We start from the raw sequence: 21,935 nt of genomic DNA, 5'->3' as shown, positions 1-21,935 counted from the left end.
TTATGTGTCACGCTTTCATTATCGACGACGAACCAGAAATCCGCTTGGCTCTAAAACAAAGCTTCGAACTCGAAGATATTGAAGCTCAGTTTTATGAAAATACAGAGCTCGCATTGCAAGCTTTAGAGTCAACTCTACCCCACGTAATCATTTCGGATATTCGTCTTCCCGGGTTATCTGGCTTGCAGTTACTAGATCGCCTTAGTAAGCAACATCCTGAGATCCCTATTATTTTGATCACAGGCCATGGCGATATTTCTATGGCGGTTGAAGCAATGCATAAAGGAGCTTACGATTTCATAGAAAAGCCCTTCGCCACAGATAGACTACTCGATACCACTAAGCGAGCCATAGAGAAACGACAACTCACAATAGAGAATCAGCGCCTTCGAAACTCTTTAAAAGCCAGCCAAACACTCGGACCGCGAATCATCGGTGATACCTCTGCAATACTTCAACTTAAAGAGACGATTGCACATATTGCAGATACTTCCGCTGATATCCTAATCTTTGGCGAAACCGGAACAGGTAAAGAGTTGGTAGCACGCTCTCTACATGAACAAAGTCGCCGTAGAGATAATAACTTTGTCGCAGTTAACTGCGGCGCTATCCCAGAAAACCTGATAGAGAGTGAGCTTTACGGCCATGAGAAAGGCGCTTTTACTGGTGCTGAATCTCGACGTATTGGTAAGCTTGAGCATGCACAAGGCGGTACACTATTTCTTGATGAGATAGAGTCTATGCCAATGCAGGCGCAAATAAGATTATTAAGAGTCCTGCAAGAGCGTGCCATTGAGCGAGTCGGTTCTAACGCCCTTATCCCAATTGATATTCGCGTTATAGCTGCAACAAAAGTGGACCTTAAACAGGCAGCACAGCAAGGCAATTTCCGAGAAGATTTATATTATCGCCTCAATGTTGTCACTTTAGAATTGCCCCCTTTAAGAGAACGAAAAGAGGACATTGCGACCCTATTCCATCACTTCTTACTCGTCGCTGCCTCACGCTATGGTAAAACGTCACAGGCACTGAGTTCTCAAGACCTCAGCTTGCTGCTCAATCATGATTGGCCTGGAAACGTTCGAGAATTGAGAAATATGGCAGAGCGCTTTGTGCTGTTAGGCAGGCTTACACTTGAGAACTCAAGTACACATGAAAAATCGGAACTGAGCTTAGCTGAACAAATTGCGGAATTTGAGAAATATACTCTGGAACAAGCATTGACTGACAATCATGGCAGTATCAAACAAACAATGGAAACACTGCAACTTGCACGTAAAACCCTTTACGACAAGATGCAGCGTTATCAACTCGATAAAGACAACTATAAAGCCGACTAGCGAGTCACGATCTCCGGCCCCATAAGCAGGGTTGGAAGCCAAGTGGATACCCAAGGCACATAAGTCACGATGATGAGGAACAAGAACATCACGCCAACCCATGGCAAGGCGGCTTTAACTACCCCAAACATCGACATTTTGGCAACCCCTGCGGTCACAAACAAGTTGAGCCCAACTGGCGGCGTTATCATACCGATTTCCATATTCACCACCATCATGATACCAAGGTGAATGGGGTCAATACCCAAAGCGATAGCAATGGGAAATACCAAAGGTGCGACAATAATTAGCAGTCCTGATGGCTCCATGAACTGGCCGCCAATCAGTAGCAATATGTTCACTACAATCAAAAAAGTAATAGGGCCAAGGCCTGCTGATAACATTGACTCAGTGATGAGTTGAGGAATACGTTCTTCTGTCAGTACGTGCTTAAGTATCAATGCATTAGCAATGATAAATAGCAACATAATGGTCAACTTTCCGGCTTCAAATAAAGTATCTTTAGTGTCTTTATGGACAAAGGTTTGAACCACTTTAAGTAGCATTGGCTTTTGATTCGACTTATCCGCAAACGGGCCCATATCTTTGTAGACGAAGTTAGCAATAAAAAAAGCGTACACGGCTGCGACTGCCGCCGCCTCCGTTGGAGTAAACACCCCACCGTAAATACCACCAAGAATAATCACAATCAGCAGCAAGCCCCAACTTGCATCTTTCGCTGCAGCGCCAATTTCCTTCCACCCTGCGAAAGGCTGAGCAGGAAGGTTCTTGATTCTTGCCGCTATATAGATAGCAATCATTAACATCACGCCCGCGAGAAGACCAGGAATTACACCACCAAGGAACATCCGCCCTACCGAGACATCTGTTGCGGCGGCATATACCACCATAACGATAGAAGGTGGAATAAGAATACCGAGCGTACCAGCGTTACAAATAACACCTGCCGCAAATTCCTTGGTATAACCATTCTTCACCATGCCCACAATAACCAGACTACCAATGGCAACTACAGTTGCTGGTGATGATCCCGATAGCGCCGCAAACATCATACACGCAACTACCGACGCCATCGCCAGCCCGCCTCTGAACCATCCCACCAAGGCAATAGCAAAACGAATAATACGACGAGCCACGCCACCAGTAGACATAAAGCTAGATGCTAAGATAAAGAAGGGAATCGCCAACAGCGTATAGTGCCCTTCAAAGGCGTTAAACAAAGTTTGCGCCACTGAAGCCAAAGAAGCATCAGAGTGGATCATCAAGAAAAGAATACTGGCCAGCCCTAGCGACACGGCGATTGGCACACCAATCAGCATGAACAGGATAACCATTACAAACAGTCCTAAAACAGCCATCGTCTAATCTCCCTTGCCAGCGATATCAGCGCTGTCATGTTTTAGTTGTTCTAATTCTTCTTCCGCTTCATGACCTGCAATCAAACGATCCGCTTTTCCGGTGAAGATGCGTACCGCAGCTTGGACAAATCGAAACGTCAATAAAAGCATCCCAATAGGAAGCGCCATATAAGGAATCAGTCTCGGCATCTTCTCATAGCGCTCTCCTTCATTTAGCCAATCAGACATAAACTGAAAGATCTCAGGCATAGGAATATCATCGGTTTCATACCATGCTCTATCGGTAGCAAATGGATACCAGTAGTTCCATGAGCCAATGAGCAATAGCAGTGCAAAAGCCAAACAACAAAGAACAGATAGCATGGCGCAAGCTTGTCTTGCTCTAGCAGGCAGGATATTGATGAAGGCATCTACACCTATATGGAATTGCTTTTTTACACCATAAGAAGCGCCGACCAATACCAACCATGCGAATAAGAAAACGGTTAGCTCTAAAGCCCACAAGATGTTGTCATTGAAAACATAGCGCATGACCACATTAGCAAAGGTCAGCAGCGTCATAGTGCCAAGAAAAAAGGCGATAAGGGTTTCTTCAAATTGGTCAGTAGCCCGGCCAATTCGATCCCAAGTAGATTCGATTTGATGATTATCGTTCATCATGTTGTACTCACATCCGTTGTACGAGAGGTAATCGCAATCTAAACGAGCACTGTTTATTCGTTCGAACTTAATTTCTTATAGAAACAGTGATTCGTTCAGATTGAAATAAGGCTTCCGAAGAAGCCTTGCCCAGTTATTGGTTTGAAGCCAATGCCGCTTCAATCAAATCTGAACCGATATCTTTTTCAAATTTCTTCCATACGGGTTGAAGCGCATTAACCCAAGCTTCGCGTTGCTCTGGAGTCAATGTTCTTACTGTGCCACCCGCGGCGATAACGTTTTCTTTGTTCGCTTGATTAACCTTGGAAGACTCTGAATTACGGGCCTGAGTAACTTCCATTAAAATAGTGTCTAGCTGAGTGCGCACATCGTCTGGTAGTTCAGTCCAAAAGTCATTTGAAGTCACCACAAGGTAATCTAGGATGCCGTGGTTTGTTTCCGTTACGCCATCTTGAACCTCGAAGAATTTTTTACCGTAGATGTTCGACCAAGTGTTCTCTTGACCATCGATAACCTTGGTTTGTAAACCGCCGTACACTTCTTTAAACGACATTTTTTGCGGATTAGCACCTAACTGCTCGAACTGTGCTACTAACACATCTGATGCTTGTACACGAAACTTAAGCCCTTTCGCATCTTCTGGCATTAGCAGTGGCTTATTAGCTGACATTTGCTTCATACCGTTGTGCCAAAACTCCAAGCCTACTAGGCCGCGACGTTTCATAGCGTTCTTCAGCTTGTCGCCTGCCTCCGAATTTTGAAATTTATCGACCGCTGCTACGTCTTCAAACAAGAAAGGTAAATCGAAAATGCGATACTTTTTGGTAAATTTTTCAAATTTAGATAGTGATGGTGCGGCTAGTTGTACGTCACCGTTTAGAAGTGCCTCAAGTACTTTGTCATCATCGTAAAGTGTTGAGTTTGGAAATACTTGCATACACGCCTTACCATTCATTTCAGTGTTCACTCTTTCTTCAAGCAGAGATGCGGCGATGCCTTTAGGGTGCTTATCAGTATTGGTTACATGGCTGAATTTAATTACAATTTCGCCATCATCACAGTTGGCGCTAGCGTTAAAGCTCAGTAAAGCGAGCGCAGAAACGGATAATAGAGTGAGGGGTTTCAACATGTTGTATCTCCTTGATGGTCAACCTGCCCCATCTATGGGTGCAGTTTGCCGATAGAGAGCAAACATCGTGCCAGAATTGTTGATTTTCCGTTAAATCAATAAAATTCAATCTCTTACATTAAAGTCCTGTTTTTCGTTACTCACAAGCAGTGATTGGAATGGGTGGGAAATGACACATTAGAAAATGAAAAGGTTAATTTATTCACCCATTTAGAAGCTCTAAAACCATCCACAATTGCACCTTGTTTAGAGCTATATCGAATAAGCTAAGGTCTTCAATCAGCCATTGAAATTGGTGTTGAGAACTACACCCAGATGTACGGTAGTAAACATAGAATAAGACAGAAAGGTGTTATCACGGTCAATGTAATTTAAGGTAAGCCCGCCTCTGACACCGAGGTAATCATTCACCTTAAGCACAACCGACCCTGAGGTTGAAACGCCTGTTCCTGAGCGGGATTCTTTGCTCCAAATGAGAGTGCGTTCCCCTTGATAATCAATGCCCCCAATTTCAAATTGAAACGCAATTCTTGGTTCTTTATCTAAAGAGTGCTGAATACCCAGCCGGTAAGTTTTCCACTCATCATGATCAGTCAGGTATGTGAAATCAACTTGTTCAAAGCTGGCATAAAGCGTATTTCCACCAAAAACATCTGTAATGCCAAGTTGGCCGCCATAACCGCTGATACCAGCCCCAACCATCGGGCCGGCCATAATATGTGGAGAAAAATGTAACTCATTAGCAAAAGTTAAAAAGGGAGCAAATAGAAAAGGAATAAAATGCTTCATAGCTCAACGACTCTATGTAAGCGAAACATCCATGTAACGCGTAATTGAATTGAGCTACTGGCTCAAAAGTATACGCGTTATGATAAGCAACCACCCGAATCGGCACTACGTAGCAGTGATAATACCGATGATAAGCTTTACTTATCGGCGTTGAGCTCTATCTGCTCTTCCACTGTCTGTTGGATAATTTGGTACAGCCATGTAATAAGCGGACTGTTTCGTTGACGTAAATGATGGTAGCAATACAAAGGATGATAACGTTCCTGCTTCGGAACTTGTACGTTTGGGTATGCTATATCCTTATATCTATGCTTTGGGAATAGATTGGTTATTGGCATAAACATATCCGTTTGACTGATTACATCAACCAATACAGCGCTATCTTCAGCACGAAACCCTACCTCAAGCTCCATGCCATGACGCTCCATGATTTGGGCTGCGACCACGATTTTTTCATTCCACTCGGGGATCAATTGAGATGCAATAGGATAGTTAGATAGCTGCTCAAAAACGCGCTCTTCCTTCAGTAAAGGGTGACCTTTTCTTACCGCGACCGCTGCGGTTAACAATGCAATTTGGTGACGATGGATGGCTTTAGGGTAAGCGATGTCGCCATAATGAACTCCAATTAACGTACTGCCGTTGGACAAATCAGTTATCGTCTGCCCAGACCACGCTACTATGGACAGCGGAACATTAGGGGCTAATTGTTTAAACTTTAGGATCAGCGCTCCCGACAGTGCCATCATTGCCGGAGGCGAAAGTGCGATGGTGATTGGTTGCTTTAATTCTTCTGGTGAAAAATGAGTCAGATGGGACAATCCACTAAACAACGCCTCTAGATTTGGCGAAACTAGATCGTAAAGCTGTTCTGCATAACCCGTAGCGGCTAAGCCCCCCGTGACTTTCACAAATAGAGGTTCGTCAAAATGTTGACGTAACCTTTTAAGCGATTGACTGACCGCTGGCTGGGTAACGTTTAGCCTCTCAGAAGCACGGCGCATGTTCTTCTCTTGAAACAGCACGGTAAATACACGCAACAAGTTAAGATCCAAATTTGTCACTAAGTCTTTCGCCATCTGCCTACCATTATCCAATAAGTATCCCTTATCAAGGGTAACACAATTATACGCATATTATTCGTCCTCCCAAAACTTGAAATTAATGCGTTGACTTAAAGTTAACTTTAACTATTAAGCTTATGAAAAGTTAACATTCAAGGGACAGAGATGAACACAAAATTCTTACCACATTTGAGCGGATTATTTTGGGATGGAATTTCATCGGGGCTAGTTATGATGGCCTTGCCATGGTTTTTATTGCAGCAGGGTGACATGGGACTATTTGTCGCACTGACAACACTTGCCTGCACATTATCATCGTTCGTCTTAACCCCCATTTTTTCCACTCTAATAGACCGGCACTCACGCAAAGCGATATTAATGATGGTACAAGGTATTCAGATCACCACTGCGGTGATATTACTTGTATTTGTTGAGAACCTGAGTGCTTCAATATGGGTGCTAGCCTTTGCTCAGTGGGTATTTTGGTTAACTAATGACTTGGCCTGGTGTACTAACAGCGCGTTTACTCAAGAGAATTATCAAAAACACGAGTACGCAACCTATTCCAGTTATCAAGAAGTTATATTGCAAGCCACATCATTAGGTGCGGGGTCACTGGGCATCGTATTCTTAGAGCTTTGGGGAATTGCTCAATTTGCTGCATTTGCCGCCATTGCTTCTTCATTATCACTGATTAGCTTTGCAATGACTTCTTATCATCGATGCCAGAGACCTCAAGCTTCAGCTTCATTCGGGTCCGAATTAATCGAAACTAAAGTCGTATTTTCCAAGCAACCAAGGTTTTATGCATTCTTAGCACTCTCCTGCTTAGGCTACCCAGCTTTAACCTATCTCTCAAAGTTGATTCCCATTCACTTTAGCGCACAACACATATCCGCTTCTTGGTTCGCAAGTTGGAGCCTTAGTTATGGGATCGGCGCATTGCTGTGTGGCTTCATTGTCAAAACGCTATTGACTAAGTTTGCTACTGAAAAAGCCATGATGGTTTGCCTATTTAGCGTAGGCTTATTGGTATTTACTATGGCACTGTCGCCTTCACCGCAGATGATAGTAGGGTTAACTCTGCTCGTCGGATTTTGCTCTAGTTATAATCGGATCGCGCGGACTTATAAGATGAATCTAGAAGTAGACAACCACTACCGTGGCCGTATCGATGGTGGACTTAAGCTCTTTTCTACCTTTGCTCAGAGTATTAGTTACGTAATGATCGCTGTACTGAGTTACTACAATGCCATTAGCCTTGGCTTCATGATATTGTCGGTTGTCTTAATACTGGCGAGCCTTATCATGCAACGAATTTATGCACGCCAAGGGCATTTGCAATTTTCGAATGCCTGCTAACTTATAGAACACACCACAGGTATTTACAAAGAATGGAAAATAACGAGCAATATTACGATGAATCGTTTTCTAAACAGATTTTAAGCGGTAAGGAGTTCAGCAACATTGAATTTGAAGAGTGCGAGTTTGTGGATTGCGACTTTTCTGAAGCTAAGCTTTCCAACTGTCGCTTCATCAATTGCGCGTTTATTCGTTGTAATCTCAGTCTTATCAAGATCCCGAATAGCCGCTGGTATCAGGTCTCATTTAATGAAAGCAAAATGGTCGGCATTGATTGGACGACGGCGCACTGGCCTAACTTTCATTCCGATTGTGAGCTTTCTTTCAAGCATTGTATCCTCAATGATTGTTCTTGGTTCGGTCTTACGTTACAAGAACTCACTATCACAGAGTGTAAACTACATGATGCTGACTTCCGAGAAGGGGATTTTTCTCAATCAAGTATGACCTATTGTGATTTTAGCCGCAGTTTATTTATGCGCTCAAATTTAGAACAAGTGGACTTCACCGAATCTTCAAATCTTGGTATCGACTTAAACAACAACCGCTTATCTGGTGCTAAATTCTCTCGTTTCGAGGCGTTAAATCTACTCGAAAGTCTCAACATACAATTGGTTGATTAATCTTATTGATACATCTTTTTGTAGTCTGGGATGTAGCTTTCCCATAGGGCTGGGCTGCCAATATGTTGTTGTACATATTGAATAAACTCACTGACGAGTAAGGTTTGTTTGCGATGAGGATAGATAGCGTAGATCCCAGTATCCATAGTCGAGAGCTTATAATCAGTCAGTAGCGGCACTAATTTTGTTTCCGAAATCGGACGATCTAGGTTAAATAAGTCTATCTGCGCATAACCTAATCCATCTTTTACGGCGCTCATCATAGTGCGTACATCACTGATCTTATAATTGCCCTGCATTCTAAGTGTCATCATATTGCTAGAGTGTGCGGTCTCACTAATACGAATCCTATCTAAGGTTATGCTCCCATTGCTGTACACCACTGCAGGCAATTCCAACAATTGTTGCGGTGTTTTAGGCTCGCCGTATTGCTCCACAAACTGCTCAGAAGCCACCAATGCAAAATTGGTGTTGGCTATTTTCTTTGCAATTAGGTTTGACTCTCGAAGTTTACTAATACGAAACGCGAGATCAAAGTGGTCAGCGATAATATCCGCTCGTCTGTCATCTAAAGAAAGGGTCACTTGAACATCAGGATACTGTTTCATAAACCGAGTAACGACGGGTTGCAGATACTCTTGACCAAAGAAAATAGGTGAGGTAATTCGAAGAGAACCTTTGGGAACGGACTGATAGGTGTCAGCAATACTGTGAATGTGTGCCAACGTATCGAGCAGTGTATGCGTCTGCTCTAGAATTTCTTCTCCCGCGGAGGTGATCGAGAATGAGCGGGTTGAGCGATTGAGTAACTGTACACCAAGCGACGCTTCTAGCTTTTTTATCTGCTTTGATAAAGAGGAGTTATCCATATCATGAAGAGCAGCGGCTTTAGAAAAAGAGCCTTGCTGCACCACGTCACGAAATAACGCTAGCTGTGTAGTCAATGACATGAAACGCTCCCAATCACTATGAGTCTTGTTTGAAAGCAGAAGTATAACTTATCCTACGCTGCTGCTTTCACTAACACATCGTTATTGAGGTTCAGCCCAATTGAATTTACTTTCGTCAACCCCATCACTGGCTTCCTTAGCTCTTTCTCTTCGCTCTAATTCTGCGATTCGAGCAGAGTCTATTTCTTCCATTATTGAGTCAATATCAGCCAAAGTGTCATCTTCGGTAAATTCACCGGTCAACTCACTGTCTGGTTTTAAATCGCCCTTTTCAAACAAAGACCAAATTTCTTTAGCGTATTCAGTGGTAAGAAGTTCAGGCGCAAATTGTCCGTAGTAGTCACGCATATTATTTATATCGCGAGCTAGCATCCACTCCGCATTGTTATTGGCGGCGGCATCTACCGCTTGTGGCAAATCAATAATGACAGGACCATATTCATCAACAAGTACATTGAACTCAGACAGATCGCCATGAATCAAGCCTGCGCACAGCATTTTAACCACATAGGTCATCATCACCTGATGGTCTTCAATCGCCTGTTCTGGAGAGATCACGACGTCATTCAGTCTCGGTGCAACATAACCGTCGTCATCAGTGATCAATTCCATAAGTAAGACACCGTCAAAGCAACCATACGGCTCCGGAACTCTCACGCCAGCAGCAGCTAGCTTATACAGAGCATCAACCTCTGCATTTTGCCAAACCTTTTCCTGTTGGTCGCGACCAAACCCAGAACCTTTTTCCATCGCTCTAGCCCGGCGACTATTGCGGACCTTACGCCCTTCGCGATAGGCAGCTGCCTTCTTAAAGCTTCGTTGGCTAATTTCCTTGTACACTTTGGCACAACGGATCGTTTCACCGCAGCGTACGATATACACTGAGGCTTCTTTGCCACTCATTAATTGGCTTGTCACTTCGTCGACTAAACCATCGTCAACTAAAGGTTGTATTCTTTTAGGTATCTTCATGGCGCCTTTATACATGAGTTAGCTTGCAGATGAAATCTCAACCAATGAATGAAGCACAATTAACAATAATTTTCTCGTTAATTGCCTCAACCGTTTCGCAGTTGTTGATATATTGCATCAAAAACGATCAAACCGCCGGGTTATTGAGAGGAAGTCCCGTTTGAATGGCGAGGTCCTCTGGATACCCTTTTTCTCGTGCTAATGTTTTCGCTCGCATTTCAATACATTCGTACGATAGAGCTGACAAATGCGGGTGAGACTGTTCTATACCGAGATCACATTTAATCGTCACCGATTGTTTAGCATACAATCGTTGTAGTTGATCTCTAATCTTAGTTGCCGCTTGATAAGCTGATGAGGCTTTTACCAATTCAATTCTCGCATAATTGCTTTCGGTGAACGAAACATCGACCGCACGCAGAGCAGGATCATCTCCTGGGATTTGCTGAGCACCATAGAGAGGTTTCCCCCCTACTGTTGCATTTGAAAATGCAGGAATGTGCTGACTCATATGCTCGATCGCGTTATTCGTGCGTTGCTGAGTCACAGACTCTGGCCAACCATGAGTAATTTTAGCTTCAAGTTCTAACGGCAATCGTGGCTGTGAGCTGGGTGCTTGGCTTGCGACCAGGCCATTGTCAAAGAGCGTGATGGACTCTGTCATTCCATGTACTTGAAAATAGCCATTACTATATGGTGTTAGTTGAGCCATCCCTTGAGGAGTGCCTCGCTCACCATGAAAAATCACTTCTGGCCAGTGTATGTCATTATTATTCCAGTGTGTGATGAATGCGGACTTAAATTCCACTAAGCGCTTTTGTGGTTGGTTGGTTAGATCGTCAATAGTACCTGTTTTATAACCTGTCGCATTGACCAAATAATCCACAACTAAGAGTTGTTTTTCTCGATCTTTATGTTGATAGGTTAGATGCCACTGGTTGTCGATGTAACACGCCTGCTCAAGACGACATCCCATCCTCAAGTTTGCGTTTGGGTGAGCCTCTAATGTCAGGCTCACACTGGCAGAAAGACGAAAAACACTCAGGCCAAACTCTTGAACCACGAATACTGGATATTTTAGATTGTCCAGATCGACATTCTGCGTGAAGGGAATCAGCCAGTCATCATGAGTCAATGGATTCTGAGGTTGCGTACGCTCTCGAAGCGCCTCTAATTGGGCTCGATTGTACTGAGAATAATACTGTTGGGGTTCACCTAGCACTGCATTCAAAGGGTCTTGTGCAACTAAGTTGTGATAACTGTCTTGGATAACTGATAAACGCGGCAACAAGGCTTGAGGATCACCACTGTCTGTCAGTGGCGTCGCGATCACGGTTGGGCGAACATTGACCGCATGTGGAAACAAGCGAACTGTCTCAATCGATTGTTTGAGTAACTCTACGCATTGCTGCTGAGAAATCTCTCGATAAAGGTTTCCACCGGCATGAAGGTGGCAAATAGGAGGCCCATTAACTAAACGCTCACCTTGCTCAATCAAAGTGACATCGATACCTTGTTCAGCCAGATGCAACGCTGTCGTAGAACCAGCGATCCCGCCACCAATCACAGCAACACGGAGGGGAGTTTGGACTTGTTCAGCCACGACTTATTTACCCTTTATTGAAAATCCAATTTTTTGTGCGGTTATTTTACCAAAAATTATGGCTTTGTCCGACAGTAACTAACAAATCCCTACTCTTTTAGCCAATACGATTAAAACCGCATCATTCACAGCCCTATCTTGAATTAAAATAAACAATTAACGCTACTCATAAATCAGTATGAGTACTCACGACTACTGCATGATATCGGAAGCTATCAAGGCTTTGATTTCGACTCACGGTAAGACTGTTATGCCCCCCTCTTTGCTCCGTAGTTATGACGGGGATCTTAGTTTGCAACTTTGACTTCACTGATGCATTCATGAAGCAATTTTCTAAACTAAAGTAAGTACTTAGAATGCCATTTGAAAGTGCGTGTCTCCAATAAGCTAAGTTACTCAATCTATGGCGAACCATTTGAAACCATCACTGATGGAATAACAATAAAGAGCCTGATAGATGATCATTTCCTCCTCAACCGATTACCGAGCAGCAGCAAAAAAAAAGCTACCTCCCTTTTTATTCCATTATATTGACGGAGGCTCATACGACGAACGAACACTAAGAAATAATACCCAAGACCTTGGCGATATTGCACTTAGACAGCGAATACTCAATAACATGTCTGAGCTCAACCTTGAAACTGAACTGTTTGGCGAAAAGCTAGCGATGCCCATAGCATTAGCACCCGTTGGATTAACTGGGATGTATGCACGCCGAGGTGAAGTACAAGCAGCAAAGGCTGCGGAGAAAAAAGGTATTCCATTTACACTATCGACGGTTTCAGTATGCCCAATAGAAGAGGTTGCTCCTGCCATCAATAGACCAATGTGGTTCCAACTCTACGTGTTAAAAGATCGCGGCTTTATGAAAGATGTTCTAAAGCGAGCTAAAGCTGCGGGAGTTAAGACTCTAGTCTTTACCGTTGATATGCCCGTCCCTGGAGCTCGTTATCGAGATGTGCATTCCGGAATGAGTGGTCCTAACGCGAACTTACGCCGCATCGCACAATCGATATTTCATCCTAGCTGGGCCCTTGATGTAGGGCTTTTTGGCAAACCTCATGATCTAGGAAACATTTCCGCCTATAGGGGGGAACCCACAAAACTTGAAGATTACATTGGCTGGTTAGGGGCCAACTTTGACCCTTCCATTTCATGGAAAGATCTTGAGTGGATACGCGATAGCTGGGATGGTTCAATGATCATTAAAGGCATCCTCGATGAAGAGGACGCAAAAGATGCCGTGCGTTTTGGTGCAGACGGCATCGTAGTGTCTAACCATGGTGGTAGGCAGTTAGATGGGGTTTTATCAAGCGCAAAGGCACTACCTGCCATTGCAGACTCGGTAAAAGGCGATCTGAAAATCTTAGCCGATTCTGGGATTCGTAACGGTCTTGATGTGGTTCGTATGATCGCGCTTGGCGCTGATTGTACTTTACTAGGTCGCTCTTTTGTCTACGCGCTGGCAGCTCAAGGTGGGCAAGGTGTGGAGAACCTGCTAGATCTCTACAATAAAGAAATTCGCGTCGCCATGACACTCACGGGAGCAAAGACTATCAATGACCTCTCACAGGACTCTTTAGTGAAACCGATTTAAAGGACGCACTCAATGGGCAAGTTACTTTCCTCTGACTCTTTTCAACAGCTTGAAACCTTGCTGGCATCAAAAATCACGCCAGATCGCATTGTAACTCAAGAAGCGAAGCGCCTTGCCTATGGTACCGATGCCAGCTTTTATCGATTAATTCCAAAAATTGTTCTGCAGCTCAAAGACCTAGATGAAGTGATTTTTACCGTTAATAGCTGCCGAGAGTTTGGTATACATTGTACCTTTCGAGCAGCAGGCACAAGCTTATCCGGTCAAGCACTATCAGATTCAGTCTTAATCACATTGACCGATGATTGGCGAAAACATGAGATCGTTAATAATGGAGAACAAATTGTACTGCAACCAGGTGTCATTGGCGCCGATGCAAACAAGTATCTTGCCCAATATCAACGAAAGATTGGTCCGGATCCTGCTTCCATAAACACCTGCAAAATTGGCGGTATAGCAGCGAACAATGCTAGTGGGATGTGTTGTGGTACTGCACAAAACTCCTATAAAACGGTTGCGAGCATGAAGTTGGTGTTTAGTAATGGTACTCAACTTGATACAGGTAGCTTAGAGAGTATCGCAGCATTTAAGTCAGCTAATCCTGAGTTAATTCATGGCATCAGCGCATTGTGCGAAACGGTGTCAAACAACACTGAGCTATCAGAAAAGATTAAACATAAATATCGCCTCAAAAATACAACAGGCTATGCCCTTAATGCTCTCGTAGATTATCACGACCCTATCGATGTCATTGAGCACCTAATGATAGGTTCAGAGGGAACACTTGGCTTCATCTCAGAGATCACTTACAACACCGTTGCAGAACATCCAAACAAGGCCTCCACACTACTCGTATTACCGACAATTGAAGAGGCAAGTCTAGCCGTCACCACATTATCAAAACTACCCGTAGCCGCAGTTGAATTGATGGATGGTCGAGCACTTCGCTCAGTGGCCGATAAGTCAGGAATGCCTGAATTCATTAAGCACTTAGACCTAGATGCGACTGCAATTCTGATTGAATCACATGCTCATGACCAGCAACACCTCGATCAACAATGTTCACAAGTCATGCAAGGTTTAGAAACGTATAACATCATCGAATCAGTACCATTCACCAGTGAGTCAACTACCGTTGCAACCCTTTGGGATATACGCAAAGGCATGTTCCCTGCAGTCGGCGCTGTGCGAGAGGTCGGAACGACCGTCATTATTGAAGATGTGGCCTTTCCTGTTGAAGATCTAGCTAACGGAATTCGCGATCTTCAAGCTTTGTTCGATAAATATCACTACAACGAAGCTATTATTTTTGGACATGCATTAGAAGGAAATCTGCACTTTGTATTTACCCAAGGGTTTGACTCTAAAACAGAAATTGAACGATACGGTCAATTTATGGATGATGTTGTCGACCTTGTTGCGATAAAATATCAAGGTTCATTAAAGGCAGAGCACGGCACCGGTAGAAACATGGCTCCGTATGTGGAACTGGAATGGGGCAAGGAAGGCTATGCCTTAATGCAGCAGATAAAAACCCTATTTGATCCCAAAGGATTGTTTAATCCAGGGGTAATTATCAATGATAACCCACATTCACACATAGAAAATCTAAAACCAATGCCCGCAGCAGATGCTCTCATTGACCGCTGCATCGAATGTGGTTTTTGTGAACCTGTTTGTCCTTCAAGGACGCTTACATTGTCTCCAAGACAGCGCATCGTATTGTACCGAGAACTCCAGCGCAAGCGAGCATCAGGAGAGGATACAAAAGCGACTGAACTAGAAGAAACCTTCAATTATCAAGGCATAGATACCTGTGCAGCAACAGGATTATGCGCTGAACGCTGTCCTGTTGGCATTAATACTGGCGATCTCATTAAGCAGTTACGCACAGAAAAGTATCAAAGATATCACTCTATTGCTAAATGGACAGCAGAGCATTTCGCTACCACCAGTAAACTGGCAAAAACTGGGTTCTCTGCCAACCAAGTAGCGTCAAAAATACTGGGTGAGAGCACCGTTGGCAAAATGGCCAACGGACTTAGAAAACTCACTAAACAAACCACACCCATTTGGCTAAAAGAATATCCACAAGCAAACTACTTTGATTTGAAACAGCAAGCATCAACACAAAAGCCATCAACCAAGAAAGTGGTTTACCTGCCCTCTTGTGCAAGTCGTAGCATGGGGCAACAAAACGATGCACAAGATCAAAGACCACTTACCGAAGTGATCTTATCTCTATTGAACAAAGCCAGCTTTGAAGTGGTTATTCCGCAAGAACTTAATGAGCAATGTTGTGGTATGCCTTATGAAAGTAAAGGAATGAATAACCTTGCCCAATCAAAATCTAGTCAACTAGAGGCTGTTCTTTGGCAGGCGAGTGAACAAGGCAAATATCCCGTTTTAATGGATACCAGCCCTTGTGCCAAACGCAGTATCGAGCACTTCTCCAAGCCTTTAGACATCCTTGAGCCTGCAGGCTTTGCGAAGGCTTATTTACTTGAGCATCTAGAAATTAGCCCACTAAACGAACCCGTTATGCTGCATGTCACCTGTAGTTCAAGACGAATGGGACTAGAAAAGACCATGATGACATTGGCTAATGCCTGTGCATCAAAAGTTATTGTGCCTGAGCATATTCAATGCTGCGGCTGGGCTGGAGATAAGGGTTTTACTACACCTGAACTCAATGCTGCTGCCGTTCATTCATTAAAAGAGCAAGTACCAAAATACTGTAGTAGAGGCTTCAGTAATAGTAGAACCTGTGAAATAGGACTATCCCATCACAGTGGTGTACCTTATCAATCCATTTTGTATCTGCTAGATGAGGTGTCCGTGGCAAATAAGGACATACATCCCCATATTGCACAAGACTAGAAGCAGTACCTGATCGTATTTAAGAAAGAGAAGTATTGCGGCTCCACATTACTCTATCAATGATATTGCAGGTTCTGTATCCCCAATAAAAAAGAGCCGCATTTGCATGCGGCTCTTCAATTCATTCGCAATTTAACCTTCTCGGTTATTCATCATCAAGGTCTACAAGCTTGGTGCTACCACCGTGTGCTTTTTCACGTAACTTCTGAATGATGGCGTAGAAGCCAGGGATCAATAAGGTACCAGCTAGAAGTACACACAACAGCCCGCCAACTAAGGAAATACCTAGTGAGTTCTGACTGATGTGACCCGCGCCTGCTGCGAACACCAGAGGGAAGATACCTAGAATGAATGACCAAGAGGTCATGTTCACCGCTCTAAAGCGAAGAATACCACCCATAACGGCTGCTTTATCAATTTCTAGATCGTTCTGTTCACGTTCATTTTTAGCAAATTCCACAATCAAGATTGCGTTCTTCGCGGCGAGCGCTATGAGCAGAACCAAGCCTATCTGCGCGTACAAGTTCAGAGGTATTCCCGCTAAGTTGAGTGCTAGGAATGACCCCAACGTCGCGATAGGCACTACCAGAATGATCGCAATCGGAATGGTCCAACTCTCGTACTGAGCCACCATGAATAGGTAGATAAAGATCAGAGCCAACGCAAAGGCATAGATAGCTTGATTTCCCGCGAGTTTCTCCTGATATGCCATGCCAGTCCATTCGTACTGGTAGCCTTGTGGCAGCATTTCTTCTGCTACGCGCTCCATTGCTTCAATAGCGTCACCACTAGAGAAACCAGGTGCTGGTTGGCCTTGGATAACCGCAGAGCGATACATGTTGTAACGCCAAGCTACATCTGGCTCAAACACCTGTTCATGGGTAATAAGAGTACTCAACGGTACCATTACGCCTTGATTACTGCGCACGAAGAAGCGTCCTAAGTCATCCATCGACGAACGGTACTCACTGTCCGCCTGCATGGTCACTCTGAAGTTCTTGCCTAGCATAGTGAAATCATTCACGTACATAGAACCCAAATTGCCCTGCAAGGTCGTGAAAATATCCGTTAATGAGATCCCTAGTTGCTTCGCTTTCTCACGATCAATATCCACATAGTAGTGCGGAACATTCGCGCGGAAAGTACTAAAGGTATACGCAATCTCTGGTTGCTTATTGGCTTCTTGAATCACATCATTCATCAATAGCGCCAAATCAGTACGGCTACGACCTAACGTATCCTCTAGAACAAACTCGAAGCCAGATGCAGAGCCCATACCCGGAACCGCTGGAGGTCCCATTGCGAATACTACCGCATCCGGGATCTTATTCGCAGCAATGCCATTGATACGATTTGAAATAGCAAACGAGGAATGCTCCCCATCTAAGGCTGCACGCTCATCCCATGTCTTCAACTTTATAAACAGTGAAGCACCGTTAGAGGCTGCAGCACCCGTCATAAACGCATAACCCGTTGCAGCCGTGATGCCTTCAACTCCTGGCTCTTGTTCAATTAGAGCCACGAGTTCGTCCGTCACAGCCTCAGTGCGAGATAGAGATGCAGAGTCCGGAAGCTGCACGTTGACGAGCAAGATACCTTTATCTTCCTGAGGAACGAAAGCCGTTGAGGTAGTTTTGCCAAAGTAAGTTACCGCAGCCACTGCTGCTATAAAGAACACGAACAACAAGATCGCTTTCTTTACCAAATAACCAGCAAGACGACCATAGCCTGCAGTAACCTTGTCTAAGCCATTGTTAAATGCCTTATACCAACTAGAGGTGTTACCACCACCTTGTTTCAGCACCAATGAACACAGTGCTGGAGATAGCGTCAGTGCATTGATCGACGAAATCACAACCGAGATACAGATGGTCAGAGCAAACTGGCGGTACATGATACCTGTGATACCCGGCAACATAGCTACAGGCAAGAATACTGCCAACAATACTAAGGTAGAGGTAACAATCGGACCGGTTACTTCTTTCATCGCCATCAAGGTAGCCTTGCGCGGTGTTAAAGAAGGGTCCTTACGCATCGTAGTATCAACGTTTTCGATCACCAATATCGCATCATCCACCACGATACCGATGGCTAGAATGAGACCAAATAAGGTGACGGTGTTGATGGTAAAACCGGTGATTTGCATAACAGCAAACGTACCGATAAGGGATACTGGAATCGCAACAACAGGGATCAAGGTGGCACGAGCACTACCCAAGAATAGGTAAGTTACAGCGATTACCAGCAAAATAGCTTCAATGAGCGTCTTTACAACCCCCTTGATCGATTCTTCAACGAAAATAGTGGTATCATAACTACTTTCATACTCCATATCCTCAGGGAAGTTGACGCTGAGATTATCGAGCATATCCATCACCAAGCCACCACTTTCGAGGGCGTTAGCGTCAGATTGAAGATTCAAAATAACAATAGAAGCATCTTGTCCACGGAACTGTCCAGATCCATCGTAGAACTTCTTGCCTAGTTCAACACGAGCGACGTCTTTCAAATAAACAGCTGAACCGTCTTGATTAGCGCGAAGCATGACATTTTCAAACTCTTCAACGCTTTCTAGTCGACCTTTAGTTACCAAGTTAAAAGTAACATCTGTCGCTGCTTCATACGGTGGTGCGCCTACTTTACCAGCGGCTACCTGTATGTTTTGCTCAGACAACGCGGCATAGACATCCGGTGTGGTTAAACCCAAGCTTGCTAGCTTCTCAGGATCTAGCCAAACACGCATTGAGAATTCACCGCCACCCACTACGCTCACTTCACTGATGCCTTTCACACGCGCCAGTTGGTCTTTAACGTTAAGGTTGATGTAGTTGATCAAGAACTGATCGTCGTAAGTTCCTTCCGGTGAATAGAAGTTCAATACCATCAACATATCAGGAGAACGTTTCTTAACCGTTACACCCACAGAGCGAACTTCAGGCGGAAGCTTAGACTCTATCTGTGTTACGCGGTTTTGTACGTTCACCTGTGCCATGTCAGGGTCTGTACCGACCTCAAACGTCACATTTAAGTTGTACGAACCATCATTGGCACTCTTTGAAGACATGTATATCATGCCTTCTACGCCATTTACCGAGGTTTCTATTGGGTCAGCAATGGCTTGCTCAACGGTTTCAGCACTCGCACCTGTGTAGTAAGCCGTTACACTTACCGAAGGTGGGCTAATTCTTGGATACTCAGAGACAGGCAAAACTGCCAATGAAATCACACCCGCTAGCGTCAAAATAATAGAGATAACCAGCGCAAACTTAGGACGCTGAATAAAAAATCGACTCAGCATATCGTTACTCCGACGCTTCTGGTTTTGCGTCAGCTATTTGCACAGCGATGCCATTACGTACGCGTTGAAGTCCACCAACGATAACCTTATCGCCCTCTCCAAGACCGGTCTTAACAATCACACCGTCTGTTGTTTGTACGCCTAGCTCAACATTGCGTCTTTCTGCTACATTGCCATCAGTTACGATCATCACGAAGTCACCAGCGATATCGGTTTGAACCGCACGGCGAGGGATTACAACTGCAGGCTGGCTTTCAGTAGAAGCAATAACAACATTGATATGTTGACCCGGCAACAAAGTATGCTTGCTGTTTGGCACTGATGCGCGCACAGCCAAGGTACCCGTAGTTAAGTCGATACGGTTCCCCACAAAATCCAAAGTGCCCTTCTCTGGGTGTTTCTGACCATTCTCAAGATTCAGAGTTACTTCTACTTCACCACTGTTAGACTCACCGTCACCTTCGTATTTATCAACACCAAGCTGTAGTCGTTCTCGCTCGCTCAACTGGAAAGCGGCGTGAACGGGATCAAGGCTAACTAAGGTAGTTAACGTGCCAGAAGAAGCCGATAACAAATCACCGATACTCACTTTAGTATCTGCGATACGTCCAGAAAAAGGAGCTGTAATTTTAGTATATGAGAGGTTCACTTCAGCTAATAGCAGTTGCGCCTTAGCCGCTTCAAGTTGCGCAGCTGCACCTAGTTGCTCGGCTTGACGAGTGTCGTACTCCGACTGAGAAATATTCCCTTTCGGTAAGAGGTTTTTTGCACGCTTATAATCATTTTCTGCACGCTTTAAGTTCGCCATTGCCTGTGCAACAGAAGCTTTTGCACTCGCTACTTGAGCCTCAAATGACGAAGGTTCGATGGTATAAAGAAGTTGTCCTTTCTCTACTATTTGCCCTTCTTGGAAGTGACGCTCTTTCAAGTATCCTGTCACCTGAGCAGTAATGTCTACATCCTCGACCGCTTCAATACGACCCACATAAGCCTTACTTGGCTGATGGGCAATAACTATCGTTGGTTCCACAGTTACAGTCGGTGCAGTTGCAGATTGCTGAGACTTTTGAGCTTCGCCACAACCAACTAAAAGCAAGGTGCTTGCTAAGCTCGCTGCCAGTAAAGATTTTTTCATTGAACAACCTTTTTCTAAATCAATAATCTTTTTGATATAGGACTTCATTTATACATATCAAATCGATGAATAGCTGCTCAGTGTATTCGTGAAAATCAACGACCTTAACCTGCGATATGTAACTAATTATTTCAAATGTGAAGTGATTTAGAAATCAGAACGAAATTTTAGAATAGAAAATCTAAAAAAAGACAAATAATAGTCGATTTATTTTTAGATTCAGTCAGATTGCAGTTCTTGAACCAATTCTAACCAGTCTGCTACTTCTTGTTTAAAGTGCTGTTTTTGTTCCACAGAGGCGGTAGATAGGATGGCTAATATGCTTTGATTAGCTAATGCTCTATTACGCTCCAGTTTTCCTTTAAGCTCATTTGAATAACCTTGCTCGGGGTTATTTATAAGGGTTGTTAACTCTTCTTGATAAAAAAACGGGTCGTCTCTTCGAGCAAACATCGTCTTAACACGGTCTCGAGTTTCGACCCTATAAGCGGCCCAATCCTGGTGAGTTCGCTCTATGCTCGAGGACCATTGATAAGCGATGCTTTTTTGTTCGATCGATAAAGTTCCCAACCATCTACGCAAAATTTTCTCAATTCGCTCCTTGTAACGGACTCTCGCCTCGCGCTCGCTCATTTGAGAATATTTTTCAGAATAGTCATTATGCTGTTCGGTTAAATTCAGCAAAAACTCATCAATTTGCTCCTTCGACATAGAATGAGACAATGAATAGAGCTCTGGGGTAATCTCATTCGCAAGGCGTTTGATGTGCGTTCTGAATATCTGATGTTGTTCAATTAAAAACTCTTCATCAACAAGTGATAGGTCTGTATCATAAAGCGATCGTAGTTGTGCTTCATACCGAGGAAGCTCTTCTGTTTTGTGCCATTGGGTAAACTGATTCAATTGCAGTTCAAGTATTTCTTCTTGATCGCCATCCAAAGTGACATAGTCTTCAATGAACTCCAAAACAGCCCAATCTAAATTACGATACATCAGCTTGGCAGTGCATGCCGTAAGAGCCAGTATCAGTACACTGGCTAATAATGTTTTCAGCCACCGCTGTTTCTGCATGATCATGCTAGTTAACTGTTGCATTGCGTAGCCTACTCCTAGTTCGACATCCATGCTCTTTTCGACCGAGCAAGAACCATTGAGATCATTTACCTTCAGTATTA

16 protein-coding genes are annotated in these 21,935 nt (G+C 44.0%); 5 read left to right on the top strand and 11 right to left on the bottom strand.

The window, feature by feature from the left end; genetic code table 11:
- Nucleotides 1–2: 2 nt before the first annotated feature.
- Nucleotides 3–1,340: a sigma-54-dependent transcriptional regulator gene (locus OCU48_RS13635; RefSeq protein ID WP_141346411.1), complete on the top strand. Its 1,338-nt coding sequence runs from the start codon at nt 3–5 to the stop codon at nt 1,338–1,340.
- Here the strand turns inward: OCU48_RS13635 and OCU48_RS13630 are convergent.
- From OCU48_RS13630 to OCU48_RS13610, 5 genes are all read right to left on the bottom strand, one after another.
- Nucleotides 1,337–2,698: a TRAP transporter large permease gene (locus OCU48_RS13630; RefSeq protein WP_141346412.1), complete on the bottom strand. Its 1,362-nt coding sequence runs from the start codon at nt 2,696–2,698 to the stop codon at nt 1,337–1,339. The genes OCU48_RS13635 and OCU48_RS13630 overlap by 4 nt on opposite strands.
- 3 nt (nt 2,699–2,701) lie before the next feature.
- The gene (locus tag OCU48_RS13625) at nt 2,702–3,355 is read right to left on the bottom strand and encodes a TRAP transporter small permease (RefSeq protein WP_141346470.1); all 654 of its coding nucleotides are present in this window, start codon (nt 3,353–3,355) and stop codon (nt 2,702–2,704) included.
- Nucleotides 3,356–3,491: 136 nt separating this feature from the next.
- On the bottom strand, nt 3,492–4,487 hold the full coding sequence (locus OCU48_RS13620; RefSeq protein ID WP_141346413.1) for a TRAP transporter substrate-binding protein: 996 nt from the start codon (nt 4,485–4,487) through the stop codon (nt 3,492–3,494).
- A gap of 279 nt (nt 4,488–4,766) precedes the next feature.
- Nucleotides 4,767–5,276: a hypothetical protein gene (locus OCU48_RS13615; protein ID WP_141346414.1), complete on the bottom strand. Its 510-nt coding sequence runs from the start codon at nt 5,274–5,276 to the stop codon at nt 4,767–4,769.
- 137 nt (nt 5,277–5,413) lie between these two features.
- Entirely contained in the window at nt 5,414–6,355 is a 942-nt protein-coding gene (locus OCU48_RS13610) for a LysR family transcriptional regulator (protein ID WP_141346415.1), read from the bottom strand.
- A gap of 150 nt (nt 6,356–6,505) precedes the next feature.
- Here OCU48_RS13610 and OCU48_RS13605 point away from each other — a divergent pair, with 150 nt between their 5' ends.
- The gene (locus OCU48_RS13605) at nt 6,506–7,702 is read left to right on the top strand and encodes an MFS transporter (protein WP_141346416.1); all 1,197 of its coding nucleotides are present in this window, start codon (nt 6,506–6,508) and stop codon (nt 7,700–7,702) included.
- Nucleotides 7,703–7,734: 32 nt separating this feature from the next.
- The gene (locus OCU48_RS13600; protein ID WP_141346417.1) at nt 7,735–8,325 is read left to right on the top strand and encodes a pentapeptide repeat-containing protein; all 591 of its coding nucleotides are present in this window, start codon (nt 7,735–7,737) and stop codon (nt 8,323–8,325) included.
- Nucleotides 8,326–8,327: 2 nt separating this feature from the next.
- On the opposite strand, the gene OCU48_RS13595 is transcribed toward OCU48_RS13600, so the two are convergent.
- The 3 genes from OCU48_RS13595 to OCU48_RS13585 form a co-directional block, all read right to left on the bottom strand.
- The gene (locus OCU48_RS13595; protein ID WP_141346418.1) at nt 8,328–9,275 is read right to left on the bottom strand and encodes a LysR family transcriptional regulator; all 948 of its coding nucleotides are present in this window, start codon (nt 9,273–9,275) and stop codon (nt 8,328–8,330) included.
- A gap of 81 nt (nt 9,276–9,356) precedes the next feature.
- On the bottom strand, nt 9,357–10,247 hold the full coding sequence (locus tag OCU48_RS13590; protein ID WP_141346419.1) for a PA4780 family RIO1-like protein kinase: 891 nt from the start codon (nt 10,245–10,247) through the stop codon (nt 9,357–9,359).
- Between the two features lie 127 nt (nt 10,248–10,374).
- On the bottom strand, nt 10,375–11,850 hold the full coding sequence (locus OCU48_RS13585; protein WP_141346420.1) for an FAD-dependent oxidoreductase: 1,476 nt from the start codon (nt 11,848–11,850) through the stop codon (nt 10,375–10,377).
- Nucleotides 11,851–12,307: 457 nt separating this feature from the next.
- Between OCU48_RS13585 and lldD the strand changes: the two genes are divergently transcribed.
- Both lldD and OCU48_RS13575 read left to right on the top strand, forming a co-directional pair.
- Complete coding sequence (gene lldD / locus OCU48_RS13580) at nt 12,308–13,447, top strand: FMN-dependent L-lactate dehydrogenase LldD (RefSeq protein WP_141346421.1); 1,140 nt, start codon at nt 12,308–12,310, stop codon at nt 13,445–13,447.
- A 12-nt stretch (nt 13,448–13,459) separates the two neighbouring features.
- Nucleotides 13,460–16,327, top strand: a complete 2,868-nt coding sequence (locus tag OCU48_RS13575) for an FAD-binding and (Fe-S)-binding domain-containing protein (protein WP_141346422.1) — start codon at nt 13,460–13,462, stop codon at nt 16,325–16,327.
- A 145-nt stretch (nt 16,328–16,472) separates the two neighbouring features.
- Here OCU48_RS13575 and OCU48_RS13570 read toward each other — a convergent pair whose 3' ends face one another.
- From OCU48_RS13570 to OCU48_RS13560, 3 genes are all read right to left on the bottom strand, one after another.
- Nucleotides 16,473–19,625, bottom strand: coding sequence for an efflux RND transporter permease subunit (locus OCU48_RS13570; protein ID WP_141346423.1), 3,153 nt, complete (start codon nt 19,623–19,625; stop codon nt 16,473–16,475).
- A 4-nt stretch (nt 19,626–19,629) separates the two neighbouring features.
- Nucleotides 19,630–20,760: an efflux RND transporter periplasmic adaptor subunit gene (locus tag OCU48_RS13565; protein WP_167496211.1), complete on the bottom strand. Its 1,131-nt coding sequence runs from the start codon at nt 20,758–20,760 to the stop codon at nt 19,630–19,632.
- A 219-nt stretch (nt 20,761–20,979) separates the two neighbouring features.
- A complete protein-coding gene (locus tag OCU48_RS13560) occupies nt 20,980–21,855 on the bottom strand; it encodes a DUF6279 family lipoprotein (RefSeq protein WP_141346471.1) in 876 nt (291 codons plus the stop codon).
- Nucleotides 21,856–21,935 lie beyond the last annotated feature (80 nt).

Source organism: Vibrio inusitatus (genome assembly GCA_024346935.1).
Lineage (GTDB): Bacteria > Pseudomonadota > Gammaproteobacteria > Enterobacterales > Vibrionaceae > Vibrio > Vibrio inusitatus.
The sequence above is the reverse complement of the archived record's forward strand: the minus strand, read 5'-3'. Positions and strand labels throughout refer to the sequence as shown.